This window comes from Streptomyces sp. NPDC001617, assembly GCF_053596855.1.
The window spans coordinates 1-22,418 of record NZ_JBSFHA010000085.1 but is presented as its reverse complement, the minus strand read 5'-3'; the positions used below and the strand labels follow the sequence as shown (position 1 = coordinate 22,418).

At 69.5% G+C, this 22,418-nt stretch carries 20 protein-coding genes, 1 pseudogene and 1 riboswitch; of the genes and pseudogenes, 4 read left to right on the top strand and 17 right to left on the bottom strand.

Annotated elements, in window-relative coordinates; translation table 11 throughout:
- Nucleotides 1–17: 17 nt before the first annotated feature.
- Nucleotides 18–575, bottom strand: a pseudogene (locus ACWC09_RS41780) (MATE family efflux transporter); the annotation flags it as partial.
- On the opposite strand from ACWC09_RS41780, the gene ACWC09_RS41775 reads away from it, so the two are divergent.
- Entirely contained in the window at nt 572–1,045 is a 474-nt protein-coding gene (locus ACWC09_RS41775; RefSeq protein WP_450856276.1) for a PadR family transcriptional regulator, read from the top strand. The pseudogene ACWC09_RS41780 and the gene ACWC09_RS41775 overlap by 4 nt on opposite strands.
- Here the strand turns inward: ACWC09_RS41775 and ACWC09_RS41770 are convergent.
- The 5 genes from ACWC09_RS41770 to ACWC09_RS41750 form a co-directional block, all read right to left on the bottom strand.
- Complete coding sequence (locus tag ACWC09_RS41770) at nt 1,033–2,193, bottom strand: hypothetical protein (RefSeq protein ID WP_450856294.1); 1,161 nt, start codon at nt 2,191–2,193, stop codon at nt 1,033–1,035. The two genes, ACWC09_RS41775 and ACWC09_RS41770, sit on opposite strands and share 13 nt — an antisense overlap.
- A gap of 65 nt (nt 2,194–2,258) precedes the next feature.
- The gene (locus ACWC09_RS41765; protein ID WP_450856275.1) at nt 2,259–3,275 is read right to left on the bottom strand and encodes an NlpC/P60 family protein; all 1,017 of its coding nucleotides are present in this window, start codon (nt 3,273–3,275) and stop codon (nt 2,259–2,261) included.
- 416 nt (nt 3,276–3,691) lie between these two features.
- Nucleotides 3,692–4,726 (bottom strand): NlpC/P60 family protein, encoded by a 1,035-nt coding sequence (locus ACWC09_RS41760; protein WP_450856274.1) that lies wholly within the window; start codon nt 4,724–4,726, stop codon nt 3,692–3,694.
- A 302-nt stretch (nt 4,727–5,028) separates the two neighbouring features.
- The gene (locus ACWC09_RS41755; RefSeq protein ID WP_450856273.1) at nt 5,029–6,372 is read right to left on the bottom strand and encodes an NYN domain-containing protein; all 1,344 of its coding nucleotides are present in this window, start codon (nt 6,370–6,372) and stop codon (nt 5,029–5,031) included.
- 33 nt (nt 6,373–6,405) lie between these two features.
- Nucleotides 6,406–6,645 carry a hypothetical protein gene (locus tag ACWC09_RS41750; protein WP_361256516.1) on the bottom strand — a complete coding sequence of 80 codons (240 nt, stop codon included), beginning with the start codon at nt 6,643–6,645 and terminating at the stop codon, nt 6,406–6,408.
- A 156-nt stretch (nt 6,646–6,801) separates the two neighbouring features.
- Between ACWC09_RS41750 and ACWC09_RS41745 the strand changes: the two genes are divergently transcribed.
- Both ACWC09_RS41745 and ACWC09_RS41740 read left to right on the top strand, forming a co-directional pair.
- The gene (locus tag ACWC09_RS41745) at nt 6,802–7,536 is read left to right on the top strand and encodes a rhomboid family intramembrane serine protease (protein ID WP_450856272.1); all 735 of its coding nucleotides are present in this window, start codon (nt 6,802–6,804) and stop codon (nt 7,534–7,536) included.
- The gene (locus ACWC09_RS41740) at nt 7,533–7,814 is read left to right on the top strand and encodes an Lrp/AsnC family transcriptional regulator (RefSeq protein ID WP_089101146.1); all 282 of its coding nucleotides are present in this window, start codon (nt 7,533–7,535) and stop codon (nt 7,812–7,814) included. The genes ACWC09_RS41745 and ACWC09_RS41740 overlap by 4 nt, the downstream gene beginning before the upstream one ends.
- Here ACWC09_RS41740 and ACWC09_RS41735 read toward each other — a convergent pair.
- From ACWC09_RS41735 to ctaE, 7 genes are all read right to left on the bottom strand, one after another.
- Nucleotides 7,811–10,048 (bottom strand): protein kinase domain-containing protein, encoded by a 2,238-nt coding sequence (locus ACWC09_RS41735; RefSeq protein ID WP_450856271.1) that lies wholly within the window; start codon nt 10,046–10,048, stop codon nt 7,811–7,813. The genes ACWC09_RS41740 and ACWC09_RS41735 overlap by 4 nt on opposite strands.
- Before the next feature lie 67 nt (nt 10,049–10,115).
- Nucleotides 10,116–11,477, bottom strand: a complete 1,362-nt coding sequence (locus ACWC09_RS41730) for an aminotransferase class V-fold PLP-dependent enzyme (protein ID WP_450856270.1) — start codon at nt 11,475–11,477, stop codon at nt 10,116–10,118.
- A gap of 120 nt (nt 11,478–11,597) precedes the next feature.
- Nucleotides 11,598–11,714, bottom strand: a riboswitch (SAM riboswitch).
- 74 nt (nt 11,715–11,788) lie between these two features.
- A complete protein-coding gene (trpD, locus tag ACWC09_RS41725) occupies nt 11,789–12,853 on the bottom strand; it encodes an anthranilate phosphoribosyltransferase (RefSeq protein WP_450856269.1) in 1,065 nt (354 codons plus the stop codon).
- Nucleotides 12,854–13,001: 148 nt separating this feature from the next.
- Nucleotides 13,002–14,636 (bottom strand): cytochrome bc1 complex cytochrome b subunit, encoded by a 1,635-nt coding sequence (qcrB, locus tag ACWC09_RS41720; protein ID WP_450856268.1) that lies wholly within the window; start codon nt 14,634–14,636, stop codon nt 13,002–13,004.
- Nucleotides 14,633–15,688, bottom strand: coding sequence for a cytochrome bc1 complex Rieske iron-sulfur subunit (qcrA, locus tag ACWC09_RS41715; protein ID WP_450856267.1), 1,056 nt, complete (start codon nt 15,686–15,688; stop codon nt 14,633–14,635). Before qcrA ends, qcrB begins: the two co-directional genes overlap by 4 nt.
- Nucleotides 15,685–16,494 carry a cytochrome bc1 complex diheme cytochrome c subunit gene (gene qcrC / locus ACWC09_RS41710; protein ID WP_450856266.1) on the bottom strand — a complete coding sequence of 270 codons (810 nt, stop codon included), beginning with the start codon at nt 16,492–16,494 and terminating at the stop codon, nt 15,685–15,687. Before qcrC ends, qcrA begins: the two co-directional genes overlap by 4 nt.
- 80 nt (nt 16,495–16,574) lie before the next feature.
- Nucleotides 16,575–17,195, bottom strand: coding sequence for an aa3-type cytochrome oxidase subunit III (gene ctaE, locus ACWC09_RS41705; RefSeq protein WP_142151448.1), 621 nt, complete (start codon nt 17,193–17,195; stop codon nt 16,575–16,577).
- A 145-nt stretch (nt 17,196–17,340) separates the two neighbouring features.
- Here ctaE and ACWC09_RS41700 point away from each other — a divergent pair, with 145 nt between their 5' ends.
- On the top strand, nt 17,341–17,745 hold the full coding sequence (locus tag ACWC09_RS41700; protein ID WP_450856265.1) for a hypothetical protein: 405 nt from the start codon (nt 17,341–17,343) through the stop codon (nt 17,743–17,745).
- 16 nt (nt 17,746–17,761) lie between these two features.
- On the opposite strand, the gene ACWC09_RS41695 is transcribed toward ACWC09_RS41700, so the two are convergent.
- The 4 genes from ACWC09_RS41695 to ctaC all read right to left on the bottom strand — a co-directional run bounded on the left by ACWC09_RS41695 (nt 17,762) and on the right by ctaC (nt 22,244).
- Nucleotides 17,762–19,021, bottom strand: a complete 1,260-nt coding sequence (locus ACWC09_RS41695) for an Ig-like domain-containing protein (RefSeq protein WP_450856264.1) — start codon at nt 19,019–19,021, stop codon at nt 17,762–17,764.
- A gap of 132 nt (nt 19,022–19,153) precedes the next feature.
- Entirely contained in the window at nt 19,154–19,552 is a 399-nt protein-coding gene (locus ACWC09_RS41690) for a cytochrome c oxidase subunit 4 (protein WP_450856263.1), read from the bottom strand.
- Nucleotides 19,549–21,285: an aa3-type cytochrome oxidase subunit I gene (gene ctaD / locus ACWC09_RS41685; protein WP_450856262.1), complete on the bottom strand. Its 1,737-nt coding sequence runs from the start codon at nt 21,283–21,285 to the stop codon at nt 19,549–19,551. The genes ACWC09_RS41690 and ctaD overlap by 4 nt, the downstream gene beginning before the upstream one ends.
- Nucleotides 21,282–22,244: an aa3-type cytochrome oxidase subunit II gene (ctaC, locus tag ACWC09_RS41680; RefSeq protein ID WP_450856261.1), complete on the bottom strand. Its 963-nt coding sequence runs from the start codon at nt 22,242–22,244 to the stop codon at nt 21,282–21,284. The genes ctaD and ctaC overlap by 4 nt, the downstream gene beginning before the upstream one ends.
- Nucleotides 22,245–22,418 lie beyond the last annotated feature (174 nt).

Here is a 22,418-nt window from a genome sequence, read left to right as displayed (position 1 = left end):
CACCTGCCGCGTTGTCGTCACTCGCCGACGCTCCGCGTCGACTCCCTCCTCCGCCTGGCAGGGGCACGCACCAGACCTCGCCCGGCTTGGTCAAGAAGCGCCGTTTCCTGCGGCCGGCCTGATCCGCCGACCAGGCCCCGGACCCGCAGGAACAGCACCCCCGCCACCGCACACTGCACGGCCATCGCGAGCGCCATCGCCAGGCACACCCCGGGCAGCCCGAGCCCCGACAGCCCGTAGGCGAGCGGCAGTTGGACCGCCGTGCCGAGGACGGTGACCCGCAGCAGCACCGGCGCTCCCCCGCTTCCCTCGAAGACCCCGCCCAGTGCGATGAAGCAGGCCATCAGCAGCAGATACGGCCCGATGCAGCGCAGGAACACCACACCCGCGTGGGCGACCTGGGGCCCGGCGCCGAAGGCGGCCAGGACCCAGGGCGCCGTGACGCCCAGCAGTACGACGGCCACCGCCCCGACCGCCCCGGACACCAGCACCGCCTGCCGCCCGATGGCCCACCGCTCGTCCCGTCCCCCGCCCCGCGTGTGGGCGGTGTGGATCGAGGCCGCCTGCCGCGTTGAAGGAGCGCATCAAGGCTCGGAGCGGTCATGTCCGCCCGGTGAGCGACGGCGCCCTCTACCCGGCGATCACTCGCCTGGTCACCGCCGGCAAGCTCGACCAGCACACCGAGCCCGGCGCGAGCGCGGCCCCGCGCCGCATCCTCTCCCTCACCGACCTGGGCCGCGAGGACCTGCTGGCCCGCCTGCGCCACCCGAAACAGGCGGAGATCACCGACCACGTCCGCTTCAACACGGTCCTGGCCTTCCTGGGGCACCTGCCGGACCGGGCGGAGCAGGCGGCCGTGCTGCGCCGGCGGCTGGAGTTCCTTCAGACCCCGTCGAGCTTCTTCTACGACCGTGGGAAGCCCGTCAGCGCGGAGGCGGCCGGGGACATCTTCCGGGAGGGCATGCTGCGGGTCGCGCGGGCGACGGGCGAGGCGGAGCGGGCGTGGCTCACGGAGGCCATCGGGCGGCTGGATCAGCCGAGTTGAGCCTGTAGGTAGTCCCGCCACTGCTCGGTGAACTTCTCCGGTGTCGTCCCGAGCACCTTCGTCATCGCGTTCTCGACCGACCCCGCCCGTGTCCTGTGGTCGCCGACGGCCCGGTAGAACGCACCGAGCCGCTCCTCGCCCCACCGGTCGGCGATCAGCCGGCAGGCGAGCCAGCCGCCCTCGTAGGCCTGCGCCAGCTTCGTCGCGTCTCCGCTGAAGCCGAAGTCCTTGTCGGTGGGGAGGCCGGCGGGGGTACGTCCCGCGCTGACCGCGCGGGCCAGTTCGGGGGCGGCCTGGGCGGGGGTGCGGCCGGTGCCGAGGTAGCCGATCCAGTCGGCGTAGCCCTCGGAGAGCCACAGCGGGGTGGCGGCGGTGGTGTGGGCGCGGGTGGCGACATGCGTCGTCTCGTGGGTGAGGACGACCTGCTTGCCGAGGGTGCCGAGGACGGCGTACGCGTCCGGGTTGACGATGATCCGGTCCGCGGGGGCCTCGGCCGGGCCGCCGACCTCGCCCGTGGTGACCGCCGCGATGCCCCGGTACTGGGAGGCGGGTGAGCCGAGCAGTCCCGCCATGCCCTCCAGCGTCCTGGGCACCTGGACGACGACATGCCGGGCCCAGTCGGTGCCCCAGGCGCCCGACACGGCCGGTACGGCATGGTCCGCGAGGTCGGCGTACATGTGCAGTTCCTCGCTGGACTGGCCGGTGCCCAGGACGAGGCTGTGCCTGCCGCGGACGACGGTCACCTCGCCCTGGTCCCACAGCTGTTGGGCGGACTTCCTGGCGGCCGTGTCCGAGTCGACGTACCACTGCCCGTCGGCGTTCCGGGACAGGGCGAGCGTGCGGCCCACGGTGACGGGGGCGTTGTCGTAGCCCTGGAGGCGGTAGCGCAGTTCGGTGTCGGCGGTGGCCTCGTCGCCGGTGCGGTGGAGGGTGGTGACGCGGTACGACCAGGCGGCGAGCGGCACACCGCGCAGGTTCTCGAACCAGCTGAGCGCGCCCGTCTTCAGGAAGGCCGCCCGGTCGCGGTCGAGTACGGCGATGGAGCGGTGGTCGAGGAGCCGCTGCAGGTCGGCCCGGCCGGTGTCGGTCGCGGACCTGCCGCCGCAGGACACCAGGGCGGCCACGAGCAGCAGAACGAGCGCCACCACCCGGCACCTCGACGCCCGCCTGCGACCAGCCACTTCCCGATCGTAAGGCCGAAATGCCCGTCCGGTCAGACCCGGGTGACGGACGAGACCGGCATCATGTTGACCGGGTCGTAGCGCACGGGGGCGCCCGGGTAGGGCGCGTGGATCACCTGGCCGTTGCCGACGTACATGGCGACATGGCTGGCGTCGGACCGGTAGACGACCAGGTCGCCGGGCTGGGCCTGGGAGAGCGGGACCTGCCGGCCGGCGTAGCGCTGCTCCTGCGAGGTGCGCGGGAGATGGACGCCGGCCTGGGCGTACGACCACTGCATCAGGCCGGAGCAGTCGAAGCCGGAGGGGCCCGCTGCGCCCCACACATAGGGCTTGCCGAGGGCGGAGCGGGCGGCGGCGATGGCGGCGGCCGCGCGGGTGTCGGGCGGGACGACACCGGAGAGGTCGGGGATGTCCTCGCGGCCGTCGCGGGAGGCGCGTTTGTAGGCGGCGCGCTCCGCGAACGGCATGGAGTTGAGCAGTTGCCGCGCCTTGGCGAGCTTCTTCTCGACGGTCTTCTTGTGGCTCTCGACCGCTTTGCGGCTCTGCTCCAGCTCAGCCAGCTTGCCGGTCGCCTCCGCGCGCTCCTGGGCGAGCTCGCGCATCGCGGACTGGAAGTCCTTGAGCTCGTCGGCCTGGTGGGCGGTGATGCGGTCGAGGACGGAGGCCTTGTCGAGGTAGTCGGCGGGATCGTCGGAGAGGAGCAGCGCGATGGTCGGATCGAGGCCGCCGGCGCGGTACTGGGCGCCGGCCAGCGAACCGAGCGACTGGCGCATGGAGTTGATGCGCTGCTGCTGGCGGGCGATGTGGTCCTGGGCGTCGCCGATCTGACGGCGCAAAGTGCCGGCGGTCTCGTCGGCCTTGTCGTAGGCCTCGGTCGCCTTCTCGGCCTCCTCGTAGAGACGGTCCGCCTCGGCCTTGGTGTCGGTGTGCGGGTCGGCGTGCGCCGGTACGGCGCCGAGGACGGCGGCCGCGGCGGACAGGACGCACAGGGCGGTGCCGGCGCCCCGGTTGAACCCGGACGACGGTGCAAGGCGGCGATGGGACCCCACGAGTAGCCGTACTCCTTCCATGTGTCGGACGCCACCGGTCTCCCCCGGGCGCCGGGGGAAACGCGGCAGACATTGACGCCCTCTCCGGCCCGAGGGCAGGAGATTCAGGTCCGCACCGCTTCGCGGCGCCACCACGGGTTCCTGTTTCACAGGCCGCCGCCGACCCGTGTGGGCTGGTCCTACGCGGCCTCCGCAGGCGTGACTTCCCGCCCGTCCGGCGGTAGGCCCCACAACTTCCGTCGAAGGACGCGGCGATGCTAGCGGCGCGGGCACGCCCCGGCCAAAGACCTCCGCGACCACAACAAAGCGACGCCCCGCCTCTGACGCAGGTCATCGGCGGGGCGCGGGGTCAGTTGAAGTTGTCGCAATTCGCCCGTTCGGGCGTCGTGTTGTGACGCGTCGAGGGGGCTACGGGGTCAGATCCGGACGCCGAACTGGAACGGCATGTCGCTCATCGACTCGTAGCGCACGACGGTGCCGGTGCGCGGGGCGTGCAGGACCATGCCGTTGCCCGCGTAGAGGCCGACGTGGTGCAGGTCGCCGTAGAAGAGCACGAGGTCGCCGACCTTGAGCTGGCTCTCGCTGTAGATGCGGGTGCCGGCGTTGGCCTGGGCCTCGGAGGTGCGCGGGATGGTGACGCCGGCCGCCGCGTATGCCTGCGAGGTGAGGCCGGAGCAGTCGAAGGAGTTGGGGCCGGAGGCGCCGTAGCTGTACGGCTTGCCGAGCTGGTCCTGCGCCCAGGCGAAGGCGGCGGCGGCCCGGTTGGAGGCGGCGGTGCTGTTGCCCAGGTCCACGCGCGAGCTGGCACTGCGGCTGGCGCGGGCGTCGGCGGCGGCGAGGGCGGCGCGCTCGGCGGCCGTCAGGGAGTTGAGGAGCTTCTGCGCGGAGGCGAGCTTGGCCTGGACGGCCTGCTTCTGCTTGGCCAGTTCGGCGCGGGTGGAGGAGAGGTCCTTGAGCTTGTCGGAGGCCTCGGCGCGCTCCTGCGCGAGTTCGCGCTGCTTCTCCTGGATCTTCTTCAGCGCCTCGACCTGCTGGGCGCTGAGCTGGTCCATGGTGGACGCCTTGTCCAGGTAGTCGTCGGGGTTCGACGACAGGAACAGCTGGACGGAGGAGTCGATGTTGCCGGTGCGGTACTGGGCGGCCGCCGCCAGGCCTATGGAGTCGCGGAGGGTGTTGAGGTCCTCCTGGCCGCGGGCCACGTTGTCCTGGATGGTGGAGATCTCCTTCTGGAGCTTCTCCTGCTTCTCCTTGGCGCCGTCGAGCTTCTCGCTGGCCTGCTCGGCCTGCTCGTAGAGGGCGTCGACCTTCGCCTTGACCTCGTCCTTGGAGGGCTTCTCGCTCGGTGCCGCGTTGGCGGCCTGGGCGCTGAAGGCAACGGCGGCAGCAGCGGCTGTGGTCAGCACGGTCACGCGCGTACGGCTCGGCTGCTTGGGTCGACGGTGGGACGCCACGGAGGTGAACTCCTTCTTTTGAGTGATCACCCGGTCGGAGGTTCGAGCCCAGACCCTAGTGACCTACTCGTGATCAGTTCAAATCCTCAGGAGCAAAATCTCGTCACAGCATGCATTCTTTACACACAACTCACATGCAGTAATGCGCGATTGACCCTACGTTGCGTGACGATCCCGGCCAATTCGGTCATGCTGCACCTTCCCGGGGATAACCCCCGAACCCCCAGCAGAACGACAGGTCGGACCACGCGACCGGCACGGACACGCGCGGAAATTCCTGAGCAAACCCGCAACGTCGCCCTTCAGGACAGCCGCTTGAGCAGCATGGCAGACGCGACCGGTCGGGCACCCGCCCGGGCCACCCCGTCGGCGACCTCCCGGTCGGTCGAGGCGACGATGACGGGCCGTCCCGGCGGCTCGGCGCGCACCAGTTGGCGGATCAACTCGTCGGCCGTGACGCCCGCTTTGGAGAACAGCACCCGCACGCCCCGCGGCGGCGCCAGCAGCACCGGCGCGGCCAGCTCGGCCCCGTCGAAGACACAGGTGACCTCGGCGCCGGTCTGCGCGGCCAGCTGCGAGAGCTGGCCCAGCAGCCTGAGGCGCTGCTTCTCCAGGGGCATCTGGGGATAGCCGGTCTTGGTGACGTTGTAGCCGTCGACCACCAAGTGGGCCTGGGGCAGAGCGAGTAGCTGGTCCAGGATGGCCGGGTCGTGCTCGGACAGGGCACGCGCGGCGATGTCCTTCGGGGTCATTCGTCCCGGTTCGACCGCATCGACCGTTTCCGCGGGCCGCACCGACACCGGCGGCAGCGCGAGTTCGCGCCTGAGTCCCTGCGCCGCGTCAAGAACGGTGTCCAGAAGCAGACGCACGCGCATGTCCTCGACACTGCGCCCCTCCCGTGCTGCTTTGCGCGTGGCCTCCAGCGCGGCCTCCGACTCTCCGAGCCGCGCCTTGAGCCGCCGCGTCTCGCTCTCGGCGGCGGACACCTGCGCCTGCCCCTCGGTCCGCACGGCCTCCATCTCGCCCTGGACCTTGCGCAGGGCGGCCTCGCCCCGCTTGACGTCACTGAGGGCCGCGCGCAGCTTGCGGTGAAGCGATTCGGCGTCCTTCTTGGCGGACTCCAGCTCCAGCCGCAGCCGCTCGGTCTCGGCGCGCGTCTGGTCCCGGGCGGCCGTGAGTTCCTCACGCAGCCGCTCCAGCTCGGCCCGGCTCTCCTCGTCGGCCCGCTCGGCGTCGGCCCGCTGGGCCTCCTCGCCGGCCGCGGTCACCAGCTTCACCCAGCCCGTCGGGCGCAGAACATAGGCCGCGGCCGCCACGTCGAGCGGATCCGCGGCCGGGGGCGGCGAGCCGGAGTCGAGAGCGCCGGCGAGCTCCGGCTGAGCCTCTCTCAGCTTCTCCCCGATGCGCTGCCGGAACAGCGGATCGGTCTCCAGCGCGGACGCCATGGCGTTACCGGCGAACTTGGCCCGCCGGTTGGGCGCGAACCGGGCGTACTGCCGCAACTGGGCGGGCAGTTCAGCGACGGTCAGTCCACCGAACCCGTCCGAGACGATCTGTACGACTCTTCTGCGCACGCCGTCGGGCAGCGGACGGTCGAGCACCTCAGCGGCGCCGTCGCCCGGCTCCCCGCCTTGTGTCTCCACCATCCGTCACCCCATCACCTGTGCGGGCCGCCCCTGTCAGGAGTCGGCGCCCGGCCTGTCCACGAGTTCCACCTGATCCACGGCGTTGCACCAGCGGCAGCGCACCGACTCGATGGTCTCACTGACCACCTCGCGCTCCTCGACCTTCGGCTCTCCGGCCAGGTCGAGGTGGATGTACTCGACGACCTTCGAGGAGCGCGTCACGTCGAAACGCGTGAGGTTGCCGCAGAGGGTGCAGCGCCACCGCGTCGTGGCGGTCGGCAGGGGAACCGTCATCGTGACTGTGCTCTTTCCATCCAGTGTCCGTGACGCGCCAGCTTCCCTGGAGCGTGTGGCCGTAACCCTACGGCCTGGCGGCAACTCGCCGCCCGTCCGTCCGCGGCGGCGAGGCGGTCTGTTCGGTTGCGTCCTGTTACGTCATGCTCTGTGTCCATGATCGGCAACTGGAGCGTGACCGTCAGCAACGCGATCCGGCGCCCCTCGGCGCCCATGACCTACGCACTGATCGCCCTGTGCTGCCTGATCTTCGTCATCGGCCCGGCGGGGGGTCTGAATCCGGCCTACGGCTCCAAGGACGCGCTCCTCGCCGCCCAGCGCGCGTACTTCCACCGCTGGGGCGTGGTCCCCGCCGAGCTCTTCGGGGGCACCCCCGGAGCCGCCCTGACCCCCCTCACGGCCCTCTTCGTGCACGGCAGCTGGGTGCACCTGCTGGGCAACATGCTCTTCCTCTACGTCTTCGGCGTGATGACCGAGGAACGGATGGGCCGCGTGCAGTTCACCCTCTTCTACGTCGGCTGCGGCTACCTGGCCCTGCTGGGGTACGCGGCCGCCAACTCCGCCTCCGAGCAGTCGCTGGTCGGCGCCTCCGGGGCGATCTCCGCGGTCCTGGGCGCCTTTCTGTACCTGTTCCCCGGGGCCAGGGTGACAAGCCTGCTCCCGTTTCTCTTCTTCCTCCCGCTGCGGTTCCCCGCGTGGGTGGTGCTGCCCTTCTGGGCGTCCCTGCAGTGGCTGGCGGCCGGGCGGGCGGCCCAGGGGCCCGGGGTGGCCTATCTGGCCCACCTGGTGGGCTTCGGCCTGGGCTTCGGCTGCGCGTGGGCCCGTTTCCGCCGTACGACTAGAGTGAAGCCCGCCCCAGCAACGGCCCCCGAGGGAGAGAACCAGCCGTGATCACCGCGATCGTCCTCATCAAGACCAGCGTGGACCGGATTCCCGAGATCGCGGAGCGCATCGCCGCGCTGGACTCCGTCAGCGAGGTCTTCTCCGTCACGGGGACGTACGACCTGATCGCCATGGTCCGCGTGAAGCAGCACGAGGACCTGGCGGAGGTCATCCCGGGCAGCATCAGCAAGATCCCGGGCGTGGAGGCGACGGACACACACGTGGCGTTCCGCACGTACTCCCAGCACGACCTGGAGGCGGCGTTCGCGATCGGGCTGGACAGCTAGCCGCTCAAATCCCGGCCGCTCAGGTCCAGGGCGGCGATGCCCTCGGCGGTCGCCACGTAGACGCGCTTGCCGTGGACGACGGCGCTGTGGACGCCGTCCTCGGGCCCGAGGTCGCCGAGGGACAGCTTGCCGCGCTGCTTGCCGCCCCGGTCCACCACGTAGAGGGCGCCGCCCAGACGGACGTAGACGGAGTTCCCGGCGACGGTGGGATCGCTGTGGTCCGATCCGCCCGGTGAACCGTCGAAGGTCCACCGCGTCGATCCGTCCGAGGGGTCGAGGGCCGCGAGCCGGCCCTGGTCGGTGGTGACGGCGAGGTCGCCGAAGCGTACGCAGGTGAAATACCGCCGACCGCCCGCGTCGTCGCTGGCGGCGTTCCACACGGTCGTGCCGCTGAGGTTGATGCCGTGCAGCGGGAGGTCGCCGCTGGCTCCCACGAGCAGCGTGCGGCCGACCAGCGTGGGACGCCCGGCGTCGCCGCCGGTCGGGGCCGACCAGCGCCGGTTCCCGTCCTTGACGTCCAGGGCGTCGACCACGTTCCCGAAGGTGCCGACATAGGCCACACCGCCCGCCACCGTCGGCTCGCTGGTGGGCCCGAAGGTCGTCCGCGCGTACCAGCGGACGTCACCCGCCGAGGTGTAGGCCCGCACGCCGCCCGCGTCCGCCGTACCGCTCGCGACCAGCACCAGGTCACCTGCGGCCACGGGGAACTGGCTGCCGCCGGTTCCGGTGATCTTCCTGGTCCAGCGGACCTTCCCGTCCGGCCCGACCGCGCACAGCTTCGACGCCGCCTCGCCCCCGTTCTCCAGCAGGCAGTAGGCCCCGTCGGCGGTGGCCAGCGGCGGCATCACCGGCCCGCCCAGGTCGACGGACCACAGCTTCTTCCCGGTGGGGGACACGGCGTGCAGCGAACCGTCCGCGCCCCCGATGTACACCGTGTCGCCGGCGGGTGACAGCGCGACGCACGCCCCGTGCCGGCCGCCCGCCCGACCGCCGAGCCCGCCGACGCCGTACGTCCAGTCCACCCCGGCGGGCAGCGAGGCGGACGGCGACCGGGACGTGGACACGGAGGTCGCGGACGGATCGCCGGCCGTCCCCGGCCTGCCCCCGCCGCCCTGGTCCCGCAGCCACAGCCAGCCACCGGTTCCGGCTCCCGCGGCGACCACGGCCCCTCCCACCAGCACCCTCAACAGGCCGCGGCGGGAGGGTCGTTCGCCGTCGGCGACGGTGCTGTCGGTCACGTCCGCCACGGTCGCGTCGGCCGCGGTCACCCCGGTCATGGTCATCGGAGCGACGTACTCGACCCTGCTCTCCCGCTCGCCGGAGTCCCGTTCCGGAAGCCAGCGCTCAATCTCCTCGGCGGGTTCGGCCAGGGGCGACGCGGCCTTCGTGTACCAGCCGGGGCGCAGGCCCTCGCGCAGGGTGTCGGCGGTGTGCCCGGCGGTCCCGGTCAGCCGGGCCGGCGTCGGCCGGTCTGCGGGGTCGTCACGCAGACAGGACTCCACCAGCCCGCGCAGGCTCTCCGGCACTCCCGACAGGTCGAAGTCGCGGGTCAGGATGCGGAGCAGGATCACCGAGTCCTGGCCCTCGCCGAAGGGTTCGCGGCCCGCGGCGGCGTAGGCGAGGACCGCGCCGAGGGAGAAGACGTCGCTGGGCGGGCCGACCTCGGCGCCGTTGCGGATCTGCTCGGGCGAGACATAGCCGACCGAGCCGACGACCGCCCCGGTGTTGGTCAGCGCGGTCGCCTCCAGGGCCCGTACGATCCCGAAGTCGATGACCCGTGGGCCGTCCGGCGCCAGCAGGATGTTGGAGGGCTTCAGGTCCCGGTGGACCATGCCCTTGGCGTGGATCGCGGCGAGCGCCTCACCGAGGGCGCCGGCGAGCAGCCGTACCGCCGGCTCGGGCAGCGCGCCGTGGTCGAGGACGGCGTCCCGCAGGTTCGGCCCGTCCACGAACTCCGTCGCCATCCACGGCCGTTCGGCCTCGGTGTCGGCGTCGACGACCCGGGCGGTGTAGGTGCCCGCCCCGCCGATGCTCTGCGCGGCCCGCACCTCCTGCCGGAACCGGGCCCGGAAGGTGCGGTCCTCCGCGTGCTCGGCCCGCACCACCTTCACGGCCAGCCGCGGGCCGCCCCGCGCCTCGGCCAGGTACACCTCGCCCATGCCACCCGCGCCGAGCCTGCCCAGCACCTCGTACGGCCCGATCCGTCGCGGATCGTTCGCGCGCAGCGCCTCCACCCGTGCTCCCCCTGTCCAGCGTCCGGCTGCCGAGGGGGAGCGTATACGTCAGAAGGCGTACGGCGGGTCAGACCGCCGGGACGCAGCGGCCGTCCTCGGTCCGGTACCGCCACTTCGCGCCATCCGTCACCAGTTCCCCGACGGCGTTCACGAACCGCTCCACGTGCTCGTCGGGGGTGCCGGCGCCGAAGCTCACGCGGATGGCGTTGAGGGACTTCTCGCCGGGCGCCGCCTCGGGGGCACCGCACTCGCCCTGGGTCTGCGGGTCGGAGCCCAGCAGGGTCCTGACCAGCGGGTGGGCGCAGAAGAGGCCGTCGCGGACGCCGATGCCGTACTCGGCGGAGAGGGCGGCGGCGAAGTGGGAGCTGTTCCAGCCCTCGACGACGAAGGAGATCACGCCGACGCGGGGGGCGTCGTCGCCGAAGAGGGAGAGGATCCGGACCTCCGGGACCTCGGCCAGGCCCGCCCGCACCTTCTCGATCAGGTGCTGCTCGCGGGCGACGAGCGTGTCGAAGCCCGCCTCCGTCAGCGCCTTGCAGGCCGAGGCGATGGAGTAGGCGCCGATCACGTTCGGGGAGCCGGCCTCGTGCCGCGCCGCGCTCTCGTGCCACTCCACGTCCACTCCCCCGTCCTCGCGCCGGGTGACCTTGCGGCTGGCGCCGCCGCCCGCGAGGTACGGGTCGGCCGCCCGCAGCCAGTCGGCCCGTCCGGCCAGGACGCCGGAGCCGAAGGGGGCGTACAGCTTGTGGCCGGAGAAGGCGACCCAGTCGACGTCCAGGTCACGGACGGACACGGGGTGGTGCGGGGCCAGCTGGGCTGCGTCCAGGACGATCCGGGCGCCGTGCGCGTGGGCGGCGGCGGCCAGCTCACGGACCGGCCACAGCTCGCCGGTGACGTTCGAGGCGCCGGTGACGCAGACCAGGGCCGGCCCGTGGGGGTCACGGTCGGCGAGGGCGCGCTCCAGCGTCTGGACGGCCTGCCGCGGGGTGCGCGGGGCGTTGAGGTAGGTGACCCGCGCGTCCTTCCAGGGCAGCAGCGAGGCGTGGTGCTCGGTCTCGAAGACGAAGACCTGGCAGTCGGCGGGGAGCGCGGCGGCGAGGAGGTTGAGCGAGTCGGTGGTCGACCGGGTGAAGATCAGCTGGTCGTCTGCACGGCAGTCGAGGAACTCGGTGACCGTCCGGCGGGCGTTCTCGAACAGGTCGGTGGAGAGCTGGGAGAGGTAGCCGGCACCGCGGTGGACACTTCCGTAGTACGGCGCGTACGCGGCCACGTCGTCCCAGACGCGCTGCAGGGCGGGGGCGCTGGCCGCGTAGTCGAGGGCCGCGTAGGTGACTTCGCCGCCCGTGACGAGCGGGACGGTGACATCTCGGCCCAGAACGGGCAGCGGGGCGCAAATGGTCTGGGGGGCGGCAGCGGTGAAGACAGACATGGGGAACTCCCGTGAGAAGAAAGGTGAGATGGGTGTGCGGAGGCGGGGCTCGGCGCCCTATCGCATTCGCTTGCTCACGGAAGACTCCCTCGAACGACCAGGACCCCTGGTTTCGAGAGGGGCCCGCGCTTGCCGTAGACCTCACTGCCTACGGCCTGGTCTTCACCCGGGGCACCCCGCCACGGACGGAGGGTTGCCGGACAGTCGGCCGGGGCCTCATGACTGTCACTCATGACCTGATACAGGAACGTACGTGAAGTGATCGCGGTCCCGCAACTCGTGTCCGCATCACGGGACCGCACCCCATGGGGTCACGCGTTGCTGGCCGCCACCCAGCGCTCCAGCGCCCGCTTGGCCGAGCCGGAGTCGATCGACTCCTCCGCCTTGGCCATGCCGGCACGGAGCTGCTCGGCAAGTGTCCCGGGGCCCGGGTCGAGGGCCACCAGAGCCGCCGCCGCGTTCAGGAGCACGGCGTCCCGGACCGGGCCACGCTCACCGTCCAGCAGCCGCCGGGCGACCTCCGCGTTGTACGACGGGTCGGCACCCCGCAGGGCCTCGACCGGGACCAGCTCGATACCCACGTCCCTCGGGTCGAAGCTCTCCTCGGTGACCTTGCCGTCGCGGACGATCCAGACCCGGGACGTGGAAGTGGTCGTCAGCTCGTCGAAGCCGTCGTCGCCGCGGAAGACGAGGGAGGAGTTGCCGCGCTCGGCGAGGACGCCGGCGATGAGGGGCGCCAGCCGCGGGTCGGCGACGCCCACCGCCTGGGCCTTGACCTTCGCCGGGTTGGTCAGCGGGCCGAGGGCGTTGAAGGTCGTCCGGATGCCCAACTGGCCGCGTGCGGCGGCCACATGACGCAGCGCCGGGTGGAACTTGATGGCGAAGCAGAAGGTGATGCCGGCCTCTTCGGCGACCTCGGCCACCCGCTTCGGCGTCAGTGCCAGGTTGACGCCCAGCTTCTCCAGGACGTCCGAGGCGCCGGACGCCGAGGACGCGGCCCGGTTACCGTGCTTGACGACCTTCGCGCCCGTGCCGGCGATGACGATCGCCGACATCGTGGAGATGTTCACCGTCTTCGCGCCGTCGCCGCCCGTACCGACGATGTCGACGGTGCGGCCCGGCACCTCGATGACGTTCGCGTGCTCGTACATCGTCCGGACGAGGCCGGTGATCTCCTCGACCGTCTCGCCCTTGGCCCGCAGGGCCACCGCGAAGCCGGCGATCTGCGCGTCGGTCGCCTCGCCGCGCATGATCAGGTCCATCGCCCAGGCGGTGTCGTCGGCGGTGAGGTCGTGGCCGTCCAGCAGGCCGTTCAGCAGCTTGGGCCAGGAACGGCCCGCCGCGGTGTCGCCTCCAGCGGGGGTCACAGCGCTCATACGGCCGCTCCTGGGTGTCGTAGAAGAGAGTGCGCATCCGTTGTGCGCATCCCCACCCTATCCAGCTCAGAGCATGGAGAAGGGCCCCGTCCGAACACCGGACGGGGCCCTTCTGCCGCGCCGTGGCGAGCGCAGCGATCAGCAGCGATCAGTGGTGGCCGTGGCCGCTCGTGATCTCCTTGTACTCCTCGACGGTCGGCTTCGGGATCTGGGACTCCTCGCCGTAGTACGCCTCGCTGAGCTTGGCGCGCAGCTTCTGGGAGCCCTTGACCTTGCGCTCGACGCCGTTCTCGTCGACCGTCGGGCCGATCTCGGCCGGCTTGTACTGCTCGTGCGCCGTGAGGGTGTGCAGGGCCTCCTGGCTGAGCGGCTCGTGGACCTCGATGAACTCACCGTGCGGCAGGCGCTTGATGATGCCCGACTCGCGGCCGTGCAGCACCTTGTCCCTGTCCCGGCGCTGCAGGCCGAGGCAGATCCGCTTGGTGGCGACGAACACGAGCACCGGCACGAGGAAGAACGCGATCCGGACGAACCAGGTGATCGAGTTGATCGACAGGTGGAAGTGGGTGGCCCACAGGTCGTTGCCGCCACCGATCATCATCACGAAGTACCAGGAGATCCACGCGGCACCGAAGGCGGTACGCGTCGGCGCGTTGCGCGGACGGTCCAGGATGTGGTGCTCGCGCTTGTCGCCGGTGACCCAGGACTCGATGAACGGGTAGACCGCGATCGCGACCAGGACCAGCGGGAAGACCACGAGCGGGATGAACACACCCAGGACGAGCGTGTGACCCCAGACGTTGATCTCCCAGCCGGGCATCGACCGGATCAGGCCCTCGGAGAAGCCCATGTACCAGTCGGGCTGGGCGCCGGTCGACACCTGGTCCGGACGGTACGGGCCCATGGCCCAGATCGGGTTGATCGAGGCGATCGCCGCGATGGCCGCGATGACACCGAAGACCAGGAAGAAGAAGCCGCCGGCCTTCGCCATGTACACGGGCAGCAGGGGCATGCCGACGACGTTGTTGTTCGTCTTTCCGGGACCCGCGAACTGCGTGTGCTTGTGGTAGAAGACCAGGATCAGGTGGCCGACCACCAGGCCGAGCATGATGCCCGGCAGCAGCAGGATGTGGATCGAGTAGAAGCGGGCCACGAAGTCGCCGCCCGGGAACTCGCCGCCGAAGAGGAACATCGACAGGTAGGTGCCGACGATCGGCACGGACAGGACCGCGCCCTCCATGAAGCGGACACCGGTGCCGGAGAGCAGGTCGTCCGGGAGCGAGTAGCCGGTGAAGCCGGTGAACATGCCCAGGACGAACAGCAGGAAACCGAACAGCCAGTTGATCTCACGCGGCTTGCGGAACGCGCCGGTGAAGAACACGCGCATCATGTGCACGAACATGCCGGCGAGGAAGATCAGCGCCGCCCAGTGGTGGATCTGCCGGATCAGCAGACCACCGCGCACGTCGAAGGAGATGTGCAGGGTGGAGTTGAACGCCTCCGACATCATCTGGCCCTGCAGCGGGATGTAGCTGCCGTGGTACTCCACCTCGTTCATCGACGGGTGGAAGAACAGCGTCAGATACACACCCGTGAGGATGATGATGATGAAGCTGTAGAGGCAGACCTCGCCCAACATGAACGACCAGTGGTCGGGGAAGATCTTGCGCATGTTGCTCTTGGCCAGGGAGTAGATCCCCAGCCGCCCGTCGGCCCAGTCGGCGACGCGCTCGCCGGCCGGCGCTTTGCCGCGCCGTGCCTCGGTTTCGGTGTTGGTGCTCATCCGCGCTCCCAGAATGCAGGACCGACGGGCTCTTCGAAGTCGCCGAGCGCCTCGAGGTAGCCCTCGTCGTTCACGCTGATCCGCAGCTGCGGCAGAGCGTGACCGGCGGGGCCGAAGATCACCCGGGCACCGTCGGAGAGGTCGAAGGTGGACTGGTGGCAGGGGCAGAGCACGTGGTGCGTCTGCTGCTCGTACAGGGAGATCGGACAACCGACGTGGGTGCAGATCTTCGAGTAGGCCACGATGCCCTGGTAGGACCACTCGAGTTCCTGCTTGTCCTTGATGTTGTCCGGCTGGATCCGGACGATCATCAGGGCCGCCTTGGCGATCTCGGTCTGGAAGTCCTCGTCGTGCTCCTCCAGGCCCTCGGGCTTGGCGAAGGTGAGCGAGCCGACCGCGATGTCCGCGGGACGCAGCGGCAGGTTCGTGTTCATGTTGACGAGCAGCTTGCCCTTGGACCACAGCGTGTGGCGGAGCTTGGTCCCCGGCAGCGGGCCGAGGTCGCGCAGCAGCATGACGCCGGAGAGCGGGAACAGGGCCAGCGCGCCGAACATCGTGTTGCGGATCAGCTTGCGACGGCCGAGCGCGGACTCCTTGGCGCCCTGCGCGAAGTCGGCCATGACCTTGGCCTTGACCTCGGGGGACGCCTCGATCGGGTGCCGCTCGTCGGCGATCTCCACGTCGGACATCAGGGTGCGGGCCCAGTGGACCGCGCCCGCGCCGATCGCGAACAGGGCCAGACCGAGGGTCAGGCCGAGCGCGAAGTTCAGCGCGTTGATGTGCCCGATCGGGAAGACGAAGATCGCCTTGTCGTGCGGGATCGCCACGTACGAGGCGATGAAGCCGACCGTGGCCAGCATCGACACCGTGAACAGCATGGCCACCGTGCGTTCGGACCGCCGGGCGGCCGCCTCGTCGATGTCCTGGACCCGGTGCTCGTGCGGCGGCAGGCCGGGGTCGGCGAACGGGTCCTTCTCGTCCGCGACGCCTACCGCGCCGTGCGCGTCCTGCTCTGCGGGCAGGTTCTCTTCTGGAATGTCTTGGCTACTCATGACTTCTTGGCCTTTGCGGTCCGAGCGGCGACCCAGACGGCGACCGCGATCAGCGCGCCGAGTCCGAAGATCCAGGCGAACAGGCCCTCGGAGACCGGGCCGAGTCCGCCCAGCTCAAGGCCGCCGGGGCTCTCGGTGTCGTCACCGTTGACCGCGTTCAGGTACGCGATGATGTCCTTCTTGTTCTGCTCCGACAGCGTGGTGTCGGGGAACGACGGCATGTTCTGCGGGCCGGTCTGCATGGCCTCGTAGATGTGCTTCGGGTCGACGCCCTCGAGGCTCGGCGCGAACTTGCCGTGCGTGAGCGCACCACCCTTGCCAGTGAAATTGTGGCACTGCGCGCAGTTGGTACGGAACAGCTCGCCACCCTTGGCGATGTCGGCGCCGTCGGGGCCGTACTGCGCCTTCGTCGGGATGGACGGGCCCGCGCCGAGGGAGGAGATGTATGCGGCGAGCTGGTCGATCTCGGCCTGCGTGTAGATGACCTTCTTGCGCGGGATCTGCGCGCCCGGCTGCTGGGCCGGCATACGGCCGGTGCCGACCTGGAAGTCGACGGCCGCGGCGCCCACGCCGACGAGGCTCGGGCCGTCGGTGGTTCCCTGACCGCCGGTTCCGTGGCAGCTGGCGCAGCCGACGGAGTAGAGCTTCTTGCCCTCGTCGATGGCGAGAGACTGGGCAGTGTCATCGGCCTGCGCCTTGCTCGCGGGTGCGAACGCGGCGTACAGCCCCCCTGTGCATGCCAGCGCGAGGAGTAGGACGACGAGCGCCGCCATGGGATGGCGTCGTCGTGCGGAGAGCTTTTTCACGGATTACCCCGGTGTCAGGATCTTCTGCGTCGATGCTTGTGGGTTGTGCGCCGCGCGGGCGCACGCGGGACCAGGCCCGGCTACTTGATCAGGTAGATCGTGGCGAAGAGGCCGATCCACACGACATCGACGAAGTGCCAGTAGTAGGACACGACGATGGCCGCGGTCGCCTGTTCGTGGGTGAACCTCTTCGCCGCGTAGGTGCGGCCGAGGACGAACAGGAAGGCGATGAGGCCGCCCGTCACGTGCATGCCGTGGAACCCGGTGGTCAGGTAGAACACCGAGCCGTACGGGTCCGAGGAGAGCGAGAGCCCGTCCTTCTTCACCAGCTCCGTGTACTCGTAGATCTGACCGCCGATGAAGATCGCACCCATCACGAACGTGATGATGAACCAGCCCCGGAGCTTCTTCACGTCCCCGCGCTCGGCGGCGAACACGCCGAGCTGGCAGGTGAGGGAGGAGAGCACCAGGATCGTGGTGTTGGTCGCGGAGAACGGAAGGTTGAGATGGCTCGCCATCTCCTTCCAGTGATCCGGACCGGTCACCGATCGCAGGGTGAAGTACATCGCGAAGAGGGCCGCGAAGAACATCAGCTCGGAACTCAGCCAGATGATGGTTCCGACGCTGGTGAGGTTCGGCCGGTTGACCGACGGGTGCGCGTGCCCGGTTTCTACTGTCGTTGCTGTCGCCACGACCGACATTATGTCGGTCGCTTATCCCGCCCTCACCCCGGGGGGTGCCGTTCGGAGTGTTGCTCCCGTCCATACCGGTGTTGACGTGGTGTTGAACGGAGTAACATCCGGCGCGACAAGCCTTTCCGTACGACGCCGACGTCTCGGAGGAACTATGCAGCCGACCGCCACCGTGCTGGTCTACAGCGACGACTCCAACACTCGCGAGCAGGTTCGGCTGGCCACCGGGCGCAGGCCCGCTCCGGACGTGCCCGTGGTGGAGTTCGTGGAGTGCGCGACACCCGCCGCCGTCGTCAGGGAGCTGGACAAGGGCGGCATCGACGTCTGTGTCCTGGACGGCGAGGCCGTGCCGATGGGCGGCATGGGGATGTGCCGTCAGATCAAGGACGAGGTCTTCAACTGCCCGCCGGTACTGCTGCTCATCGGCCGGCCCCAGGACGCGTGGCTGGCGACCTGGAGCCGCGCGGACGCCGCTGTGACGCTCCCGGTGGACCCCGTGGAGTTCGCCTCAGCGCTGGCCTCCCTGCTGCGCAGGAAGAGCCTTCAGCAGAGCGCCTAGGGGGCCCCTAGACCTGTCACACCGACTCTGGGCGCAGCTTTGCCACGTCCTCGGGGCGGGGCGCGTCAGGCGTCCCGCCCACCAGGGCACTGCCCTGGCGCCAGGTCTTCCAGACCATGTTCCAGTCGCCGAAGCCGTTGCCGAAGTCCTCCATGGTGTGGCCGTTGGAGTTGATGACCTGGACGACGTCGCCCTCGTGGATGTTGTCGAAGAACCACTCGGCGTTGGAGGTGCTCATGCCGGTGCAGCCGTGGGAGACGTTCGCGTAGCCCTGGGAGCCGACCGACCAGGGGGCGGCGTGGACGTACTCGCCGCTCCAGGTGACGCGGGTGGCGTAGTAGACGGGAAGGTCGTACGAGTCCGCCGAGCCCTCGGCGATGCCGACGGTGGTACCGCGCATACGTACGTACTGCTGCTTCTCCAGCACCACCTTGACACCGTTGCGGGTCTCGAAGCCGGGCTTGCCGGTGGTGACCGGGATCTGTTTGATCTCCTCGTCGTTCTTGTAGAACGTCAGGGAGTGCGACGAGGCGTCGGTGACGGCGATGATGCGGTCGCCGATGGTCAGCTTGAGGGACTGGGACTTGGCGCCCCAGAGCCGGTCGCCGATCTTCACGCCGTCGAGGTCGCTGTGGACCGAGACGGTGGCGTGGGCCGGCCAGTACTCCTTGGGCCGGTAGTGGAGTTCCTTGTCGTCGACCCAGTGCCAGGCGCCGTCGACGGCCGGTACGGAGTCGACGCGCAGGGCCCGTTCGACTATCGCCCGTTGTGCCTCGTCCTTGACGGGACTGTCGAGTTGGGCCGTGATGGGCTGGCCGACGCCGTAGCTGCCCGAATCCGGGCCGAACTTGACCTTCAGCCGCTTCTTGGTGGTGGGCTTGCTGGTGTCGAGGGTGAGCACCTTGCGGCCGGGCGCCCCGTCCTCGTCCTCGGTGCTCACATGGAGCGTGTAGTGGGCGTTGGCGGCCAGCGGGGAGGTGCTGTGCCAGCGGGAGCCGTCGGCGGAGAGTTCGCCCGTCACATAGCGGCCCGTGGCGTCCTCGGCGGTGACGTCGGTGATGCGGCCGTCGTCGTGGACGGTGACCTCGAGGGGCTTGTCCGGGTCGGCCTGCTTGTGGTCGCCCTTGGGCCCGTTGAAGGAGATCTGGTCCGACGCGTCGTACGGCTTGGCGGTCAGCGGGTTGCCGCCGCTGCCGCAAGCGGTGCCGCCCGCGCCTAGGGCGATCACCAGCAGCGTGCAGCTGACGAGGGTGCGGGTGCGCGGAGTGTGGTTCATGACTTCGACGCTAGGGAGCGTCGTCAATCGCGGCACGCCGGGTGACACGTACGAGGGACACACATTGCGGCAAAAGCAGGAGCCCGGACCCTCCTCACGGAGTGTCCGGGCCCTTGAAGCGCTCCTCGCGTGCTACTGGGTGCGGTTCTCACCGCGGTAGTACTCGAAGACCCAGCCGTACAGGCCGATCAGAATGACCGGGGCCGAGAAGTACAGCAGCCACCAGCCGATCGCGACCGACAGGAAGGCGAGCGCGCCACCGACCCCGAGGGCCAGGGGCTGCCAGCTGTGCGGGCTGAAGAACCCGACCTCGCCGGCGTCGTCCGCGACGTCGGCCTCCTTGTTGTCCATGGCACCCGCGTCGACCCGCCGGGCCGTGAAGCCCAGGTAGAAGCCGACCATGATGCACAGACCGAAGGCCAGGAAGAGCGCCGTGGTACCGGCCGGCTCCTTCGACCACACGCCATAGACCACCGCCATGGCGAGGACGAAGACGCTCAGCCACATGAACATCTTGCCCTGAACCTTCACTTGCCGGCCTCCTTGCCACCAGCCAGAGCCTTCTCACCGTGAGGCGCGTTCTCGAGCTGGTCGAGAGCGGCGATCTCAGGGTGGTGCAGGTCGAACGCCGGGGATTCGCTGCGGATCCGCGGCAGGGTGAGGAAGTTGTGCCGCGGCGGCGGGCAGGACGTGGCCCACTCCAGCGAGCGGCCGTAGCCCCACGGGTCGTCGACGCCGACGGGCTTGCCGTACTTGGCGGTCTTCCACACGTTGTAGAGGAACGGCAGGATCGACATGCCGAGCAGGAACGAGCCGATCGTCGAGACCGTGTTCAGCGCGGTGAAGCCGTCGGCCGCCAGGTAGTCGGCGTAACGACGCGGCATGCCCTCGGCACCCAGCCAGTGCTGGACGAGGAACGTGGTGTGGAAGCCGATGAACAGCGTCCAGAAGGTGATCTTGCCGAGGCGCTCGTCGAGCATCTTGCCGGTCATCTTCGGCCACCAGAAGTGGAAGCCGGAGAACATCGCGAAGACGACGGTGCCGAAGACGACGTAGTGGAAGTGCGCCACCACGAAGTACGAGTCGGACACGTGGAAGTCCATCGGCGGGGAGGCCAGGATGACGCCGGTCAGACCACCGAAGGTGAAGGTGATCAGGAAGCCCGTCGCCCAGAGCATCGGGGTCTCGAAACTCAGGGACCCCTTCCACATCGTTCCGATCCAGTTGAAGAACTTCACGCCGGTCGGCACGGCGATGAGGAACGTCATGAAGGAGAAGAACGGCAGGAGCACGCCGCCGGTGACGTACATGTGGTGGGCCCACACCGTCACGGACAGGCCGGCGATCGCGATGGTCGCGCCGATCAGGCCCATGTAGCCGAACATCGGCTTACGGGAGAAGACCGGGATGACCTCGGAGATGATGCCGAAGAACGGTAGGGCGATGATGTACACCTCTGGATGGCCGAAGAACCAGAAGAGGTGTTGCCACAGCAAGGCTCCGCCGTTGGCCGAGTCGAAGACATGTGCCCCGAATTTCCGATCCGCCTCCAGCGCGAACAGCGCGGCGGCGAGGACGGGGAAGGCGAGCAGGACCAGCACCGCGGTCAGCAGCACGTTCCACACGAAGATCGGCATGCGGAACATGGTCATGCCCGGGGCGCGCATGCAGATGATGGTGGTGATGAAGTTGACCGCGCCGAGGATGGTGCCGAAGCCGGAGAAGGCCAGACCCATGATCCACATGTCGGCGCCGATGCCCGGCGAGCGGACCGCGTCCGACAGCGGGGAGTAGGCGAACCAGCCGAAGTCGGCCGCGCCCTGCGGGGTCAGGAAGCCGCCCACGGCGATGAGCGAGCCGAACAGGTACAGCCAGTAGGCGAACATGTTCAGCCGCGGGAAGGCCACGTCCGGCGCGCCGATCTGCAGCGGCATGATCCAGTTCGTGAAGCCGGCGAACAGCGGCGTCGCGAACATCAGCAGCATGATCGTGCCGTGCATCGTGAACGCCTGGTTGAACTGCTCGTTCGTCATGATCTGCAGACCAGGCCGGGCCAGTTCGGCGCGCATCAGCAGCGCCATCACGCCACCGATCAGGAAGAACGCGAACGACGTGACGAGGTAGAGCGTTCCGATCGTCTTGTGGTCGGTGGTGGTGAGCCACTTGATGACCACGTTGCCGGGCTGCTTGCGCCGGACCGGCAGCTCGTCCGCGTAACCGCCTTCAGCTGCCGCGGCACCCTGGGGTTCGTTGAGGATGCTCACAGGTTGTTCGTCTCCCGGTTCTTCTCGTGGCTCGTCTGCGCGATGCCGGCGGGAACGTAACCGGTCTGCCCCTTCTTGGCGAGTTCCTTGAGGTGCTTCTCGTAGAGGTCCGGGGAGACGACCTTCACGTTGAACAGCATCCGGGAGTGGTCGACGCCGCAGAGCTCGGCGCACTTGCCCAGGAAGGTGCCCTCCTTGTTGGGGGTCACCTGGAAGGCGTTCGTGTGGCCCGGGATGACGTCCATCTTCATCAGGAACGGCACCACCCAGAAGGAGTGGATGACGTCACGCGAGGTGAGGACGAAGCGGACCGTCTTGCCCTTGGGCAGCCACAGGGTCGGACCCGGGTTGTTGGTCTGCGGGTTCCGGGTACCGGGCGTGCCGACGTCGTAGACGCCGCCGGCGTTCGCCGGGAAGGCGTTCTTGAACCGGTCCGGAATCGCGGCCAGGTTCTCGTCGGTCTTCGCGTCACCGGTGACACCGGGGACGTTCTCGATGTAGTTGAAGCCCCAGCTCCACTGGAAGCCGACGACGTTGACGGTCACGTCGGGCTTCTTGTCCGTGAGGCTGAGGAGCTTCGACTCGTCGCGTGCCGTGAAGTAGAAGAGCACCGAGACGATGACGAGAGGAACGACCGTGTACAGCGCCTCGATCGGCATGTTGTACCGGGTCTGCGGAGGAACTTCGACCTTCGTACGGCTGCGCCGGTGGAAGAAAGCACTCCACAGGATCAGGCCCCACACCAGCACGCCGGTGGCGAGCGCGGCGGCCCAGGAGCCCTGCCACAGGGAGAGGATCCGCGGAGCCTCTTCCGTGGTCGGGGTGGGCATACCAAGGCGGGGGAAGTCCTTGTATGTGCAACCGGTGGCGGTCGCCAGGACCAGGCCCGCGGTCATTGCCTGCAGCAGCTTCCGCCGCATCGGGCGCCGCGGCGAGCGGTCGGAGCCGTTGGGACTCACGTAGCGCCTTCCCGAGAGTCTCGCCCGCGCGGATTGGCTGCGGCCTGCCTTCTTCGGTGGTCGGTCGCCGCCCTGCGTCGGGCAGGGGTTTGGATGTTTATGCGGACCAAACCCTAGCCGACGCCCTCCGGGGGGTCAGCGGGAGGGGTGCCTAGTCACTCCGTGGGTTCGCTG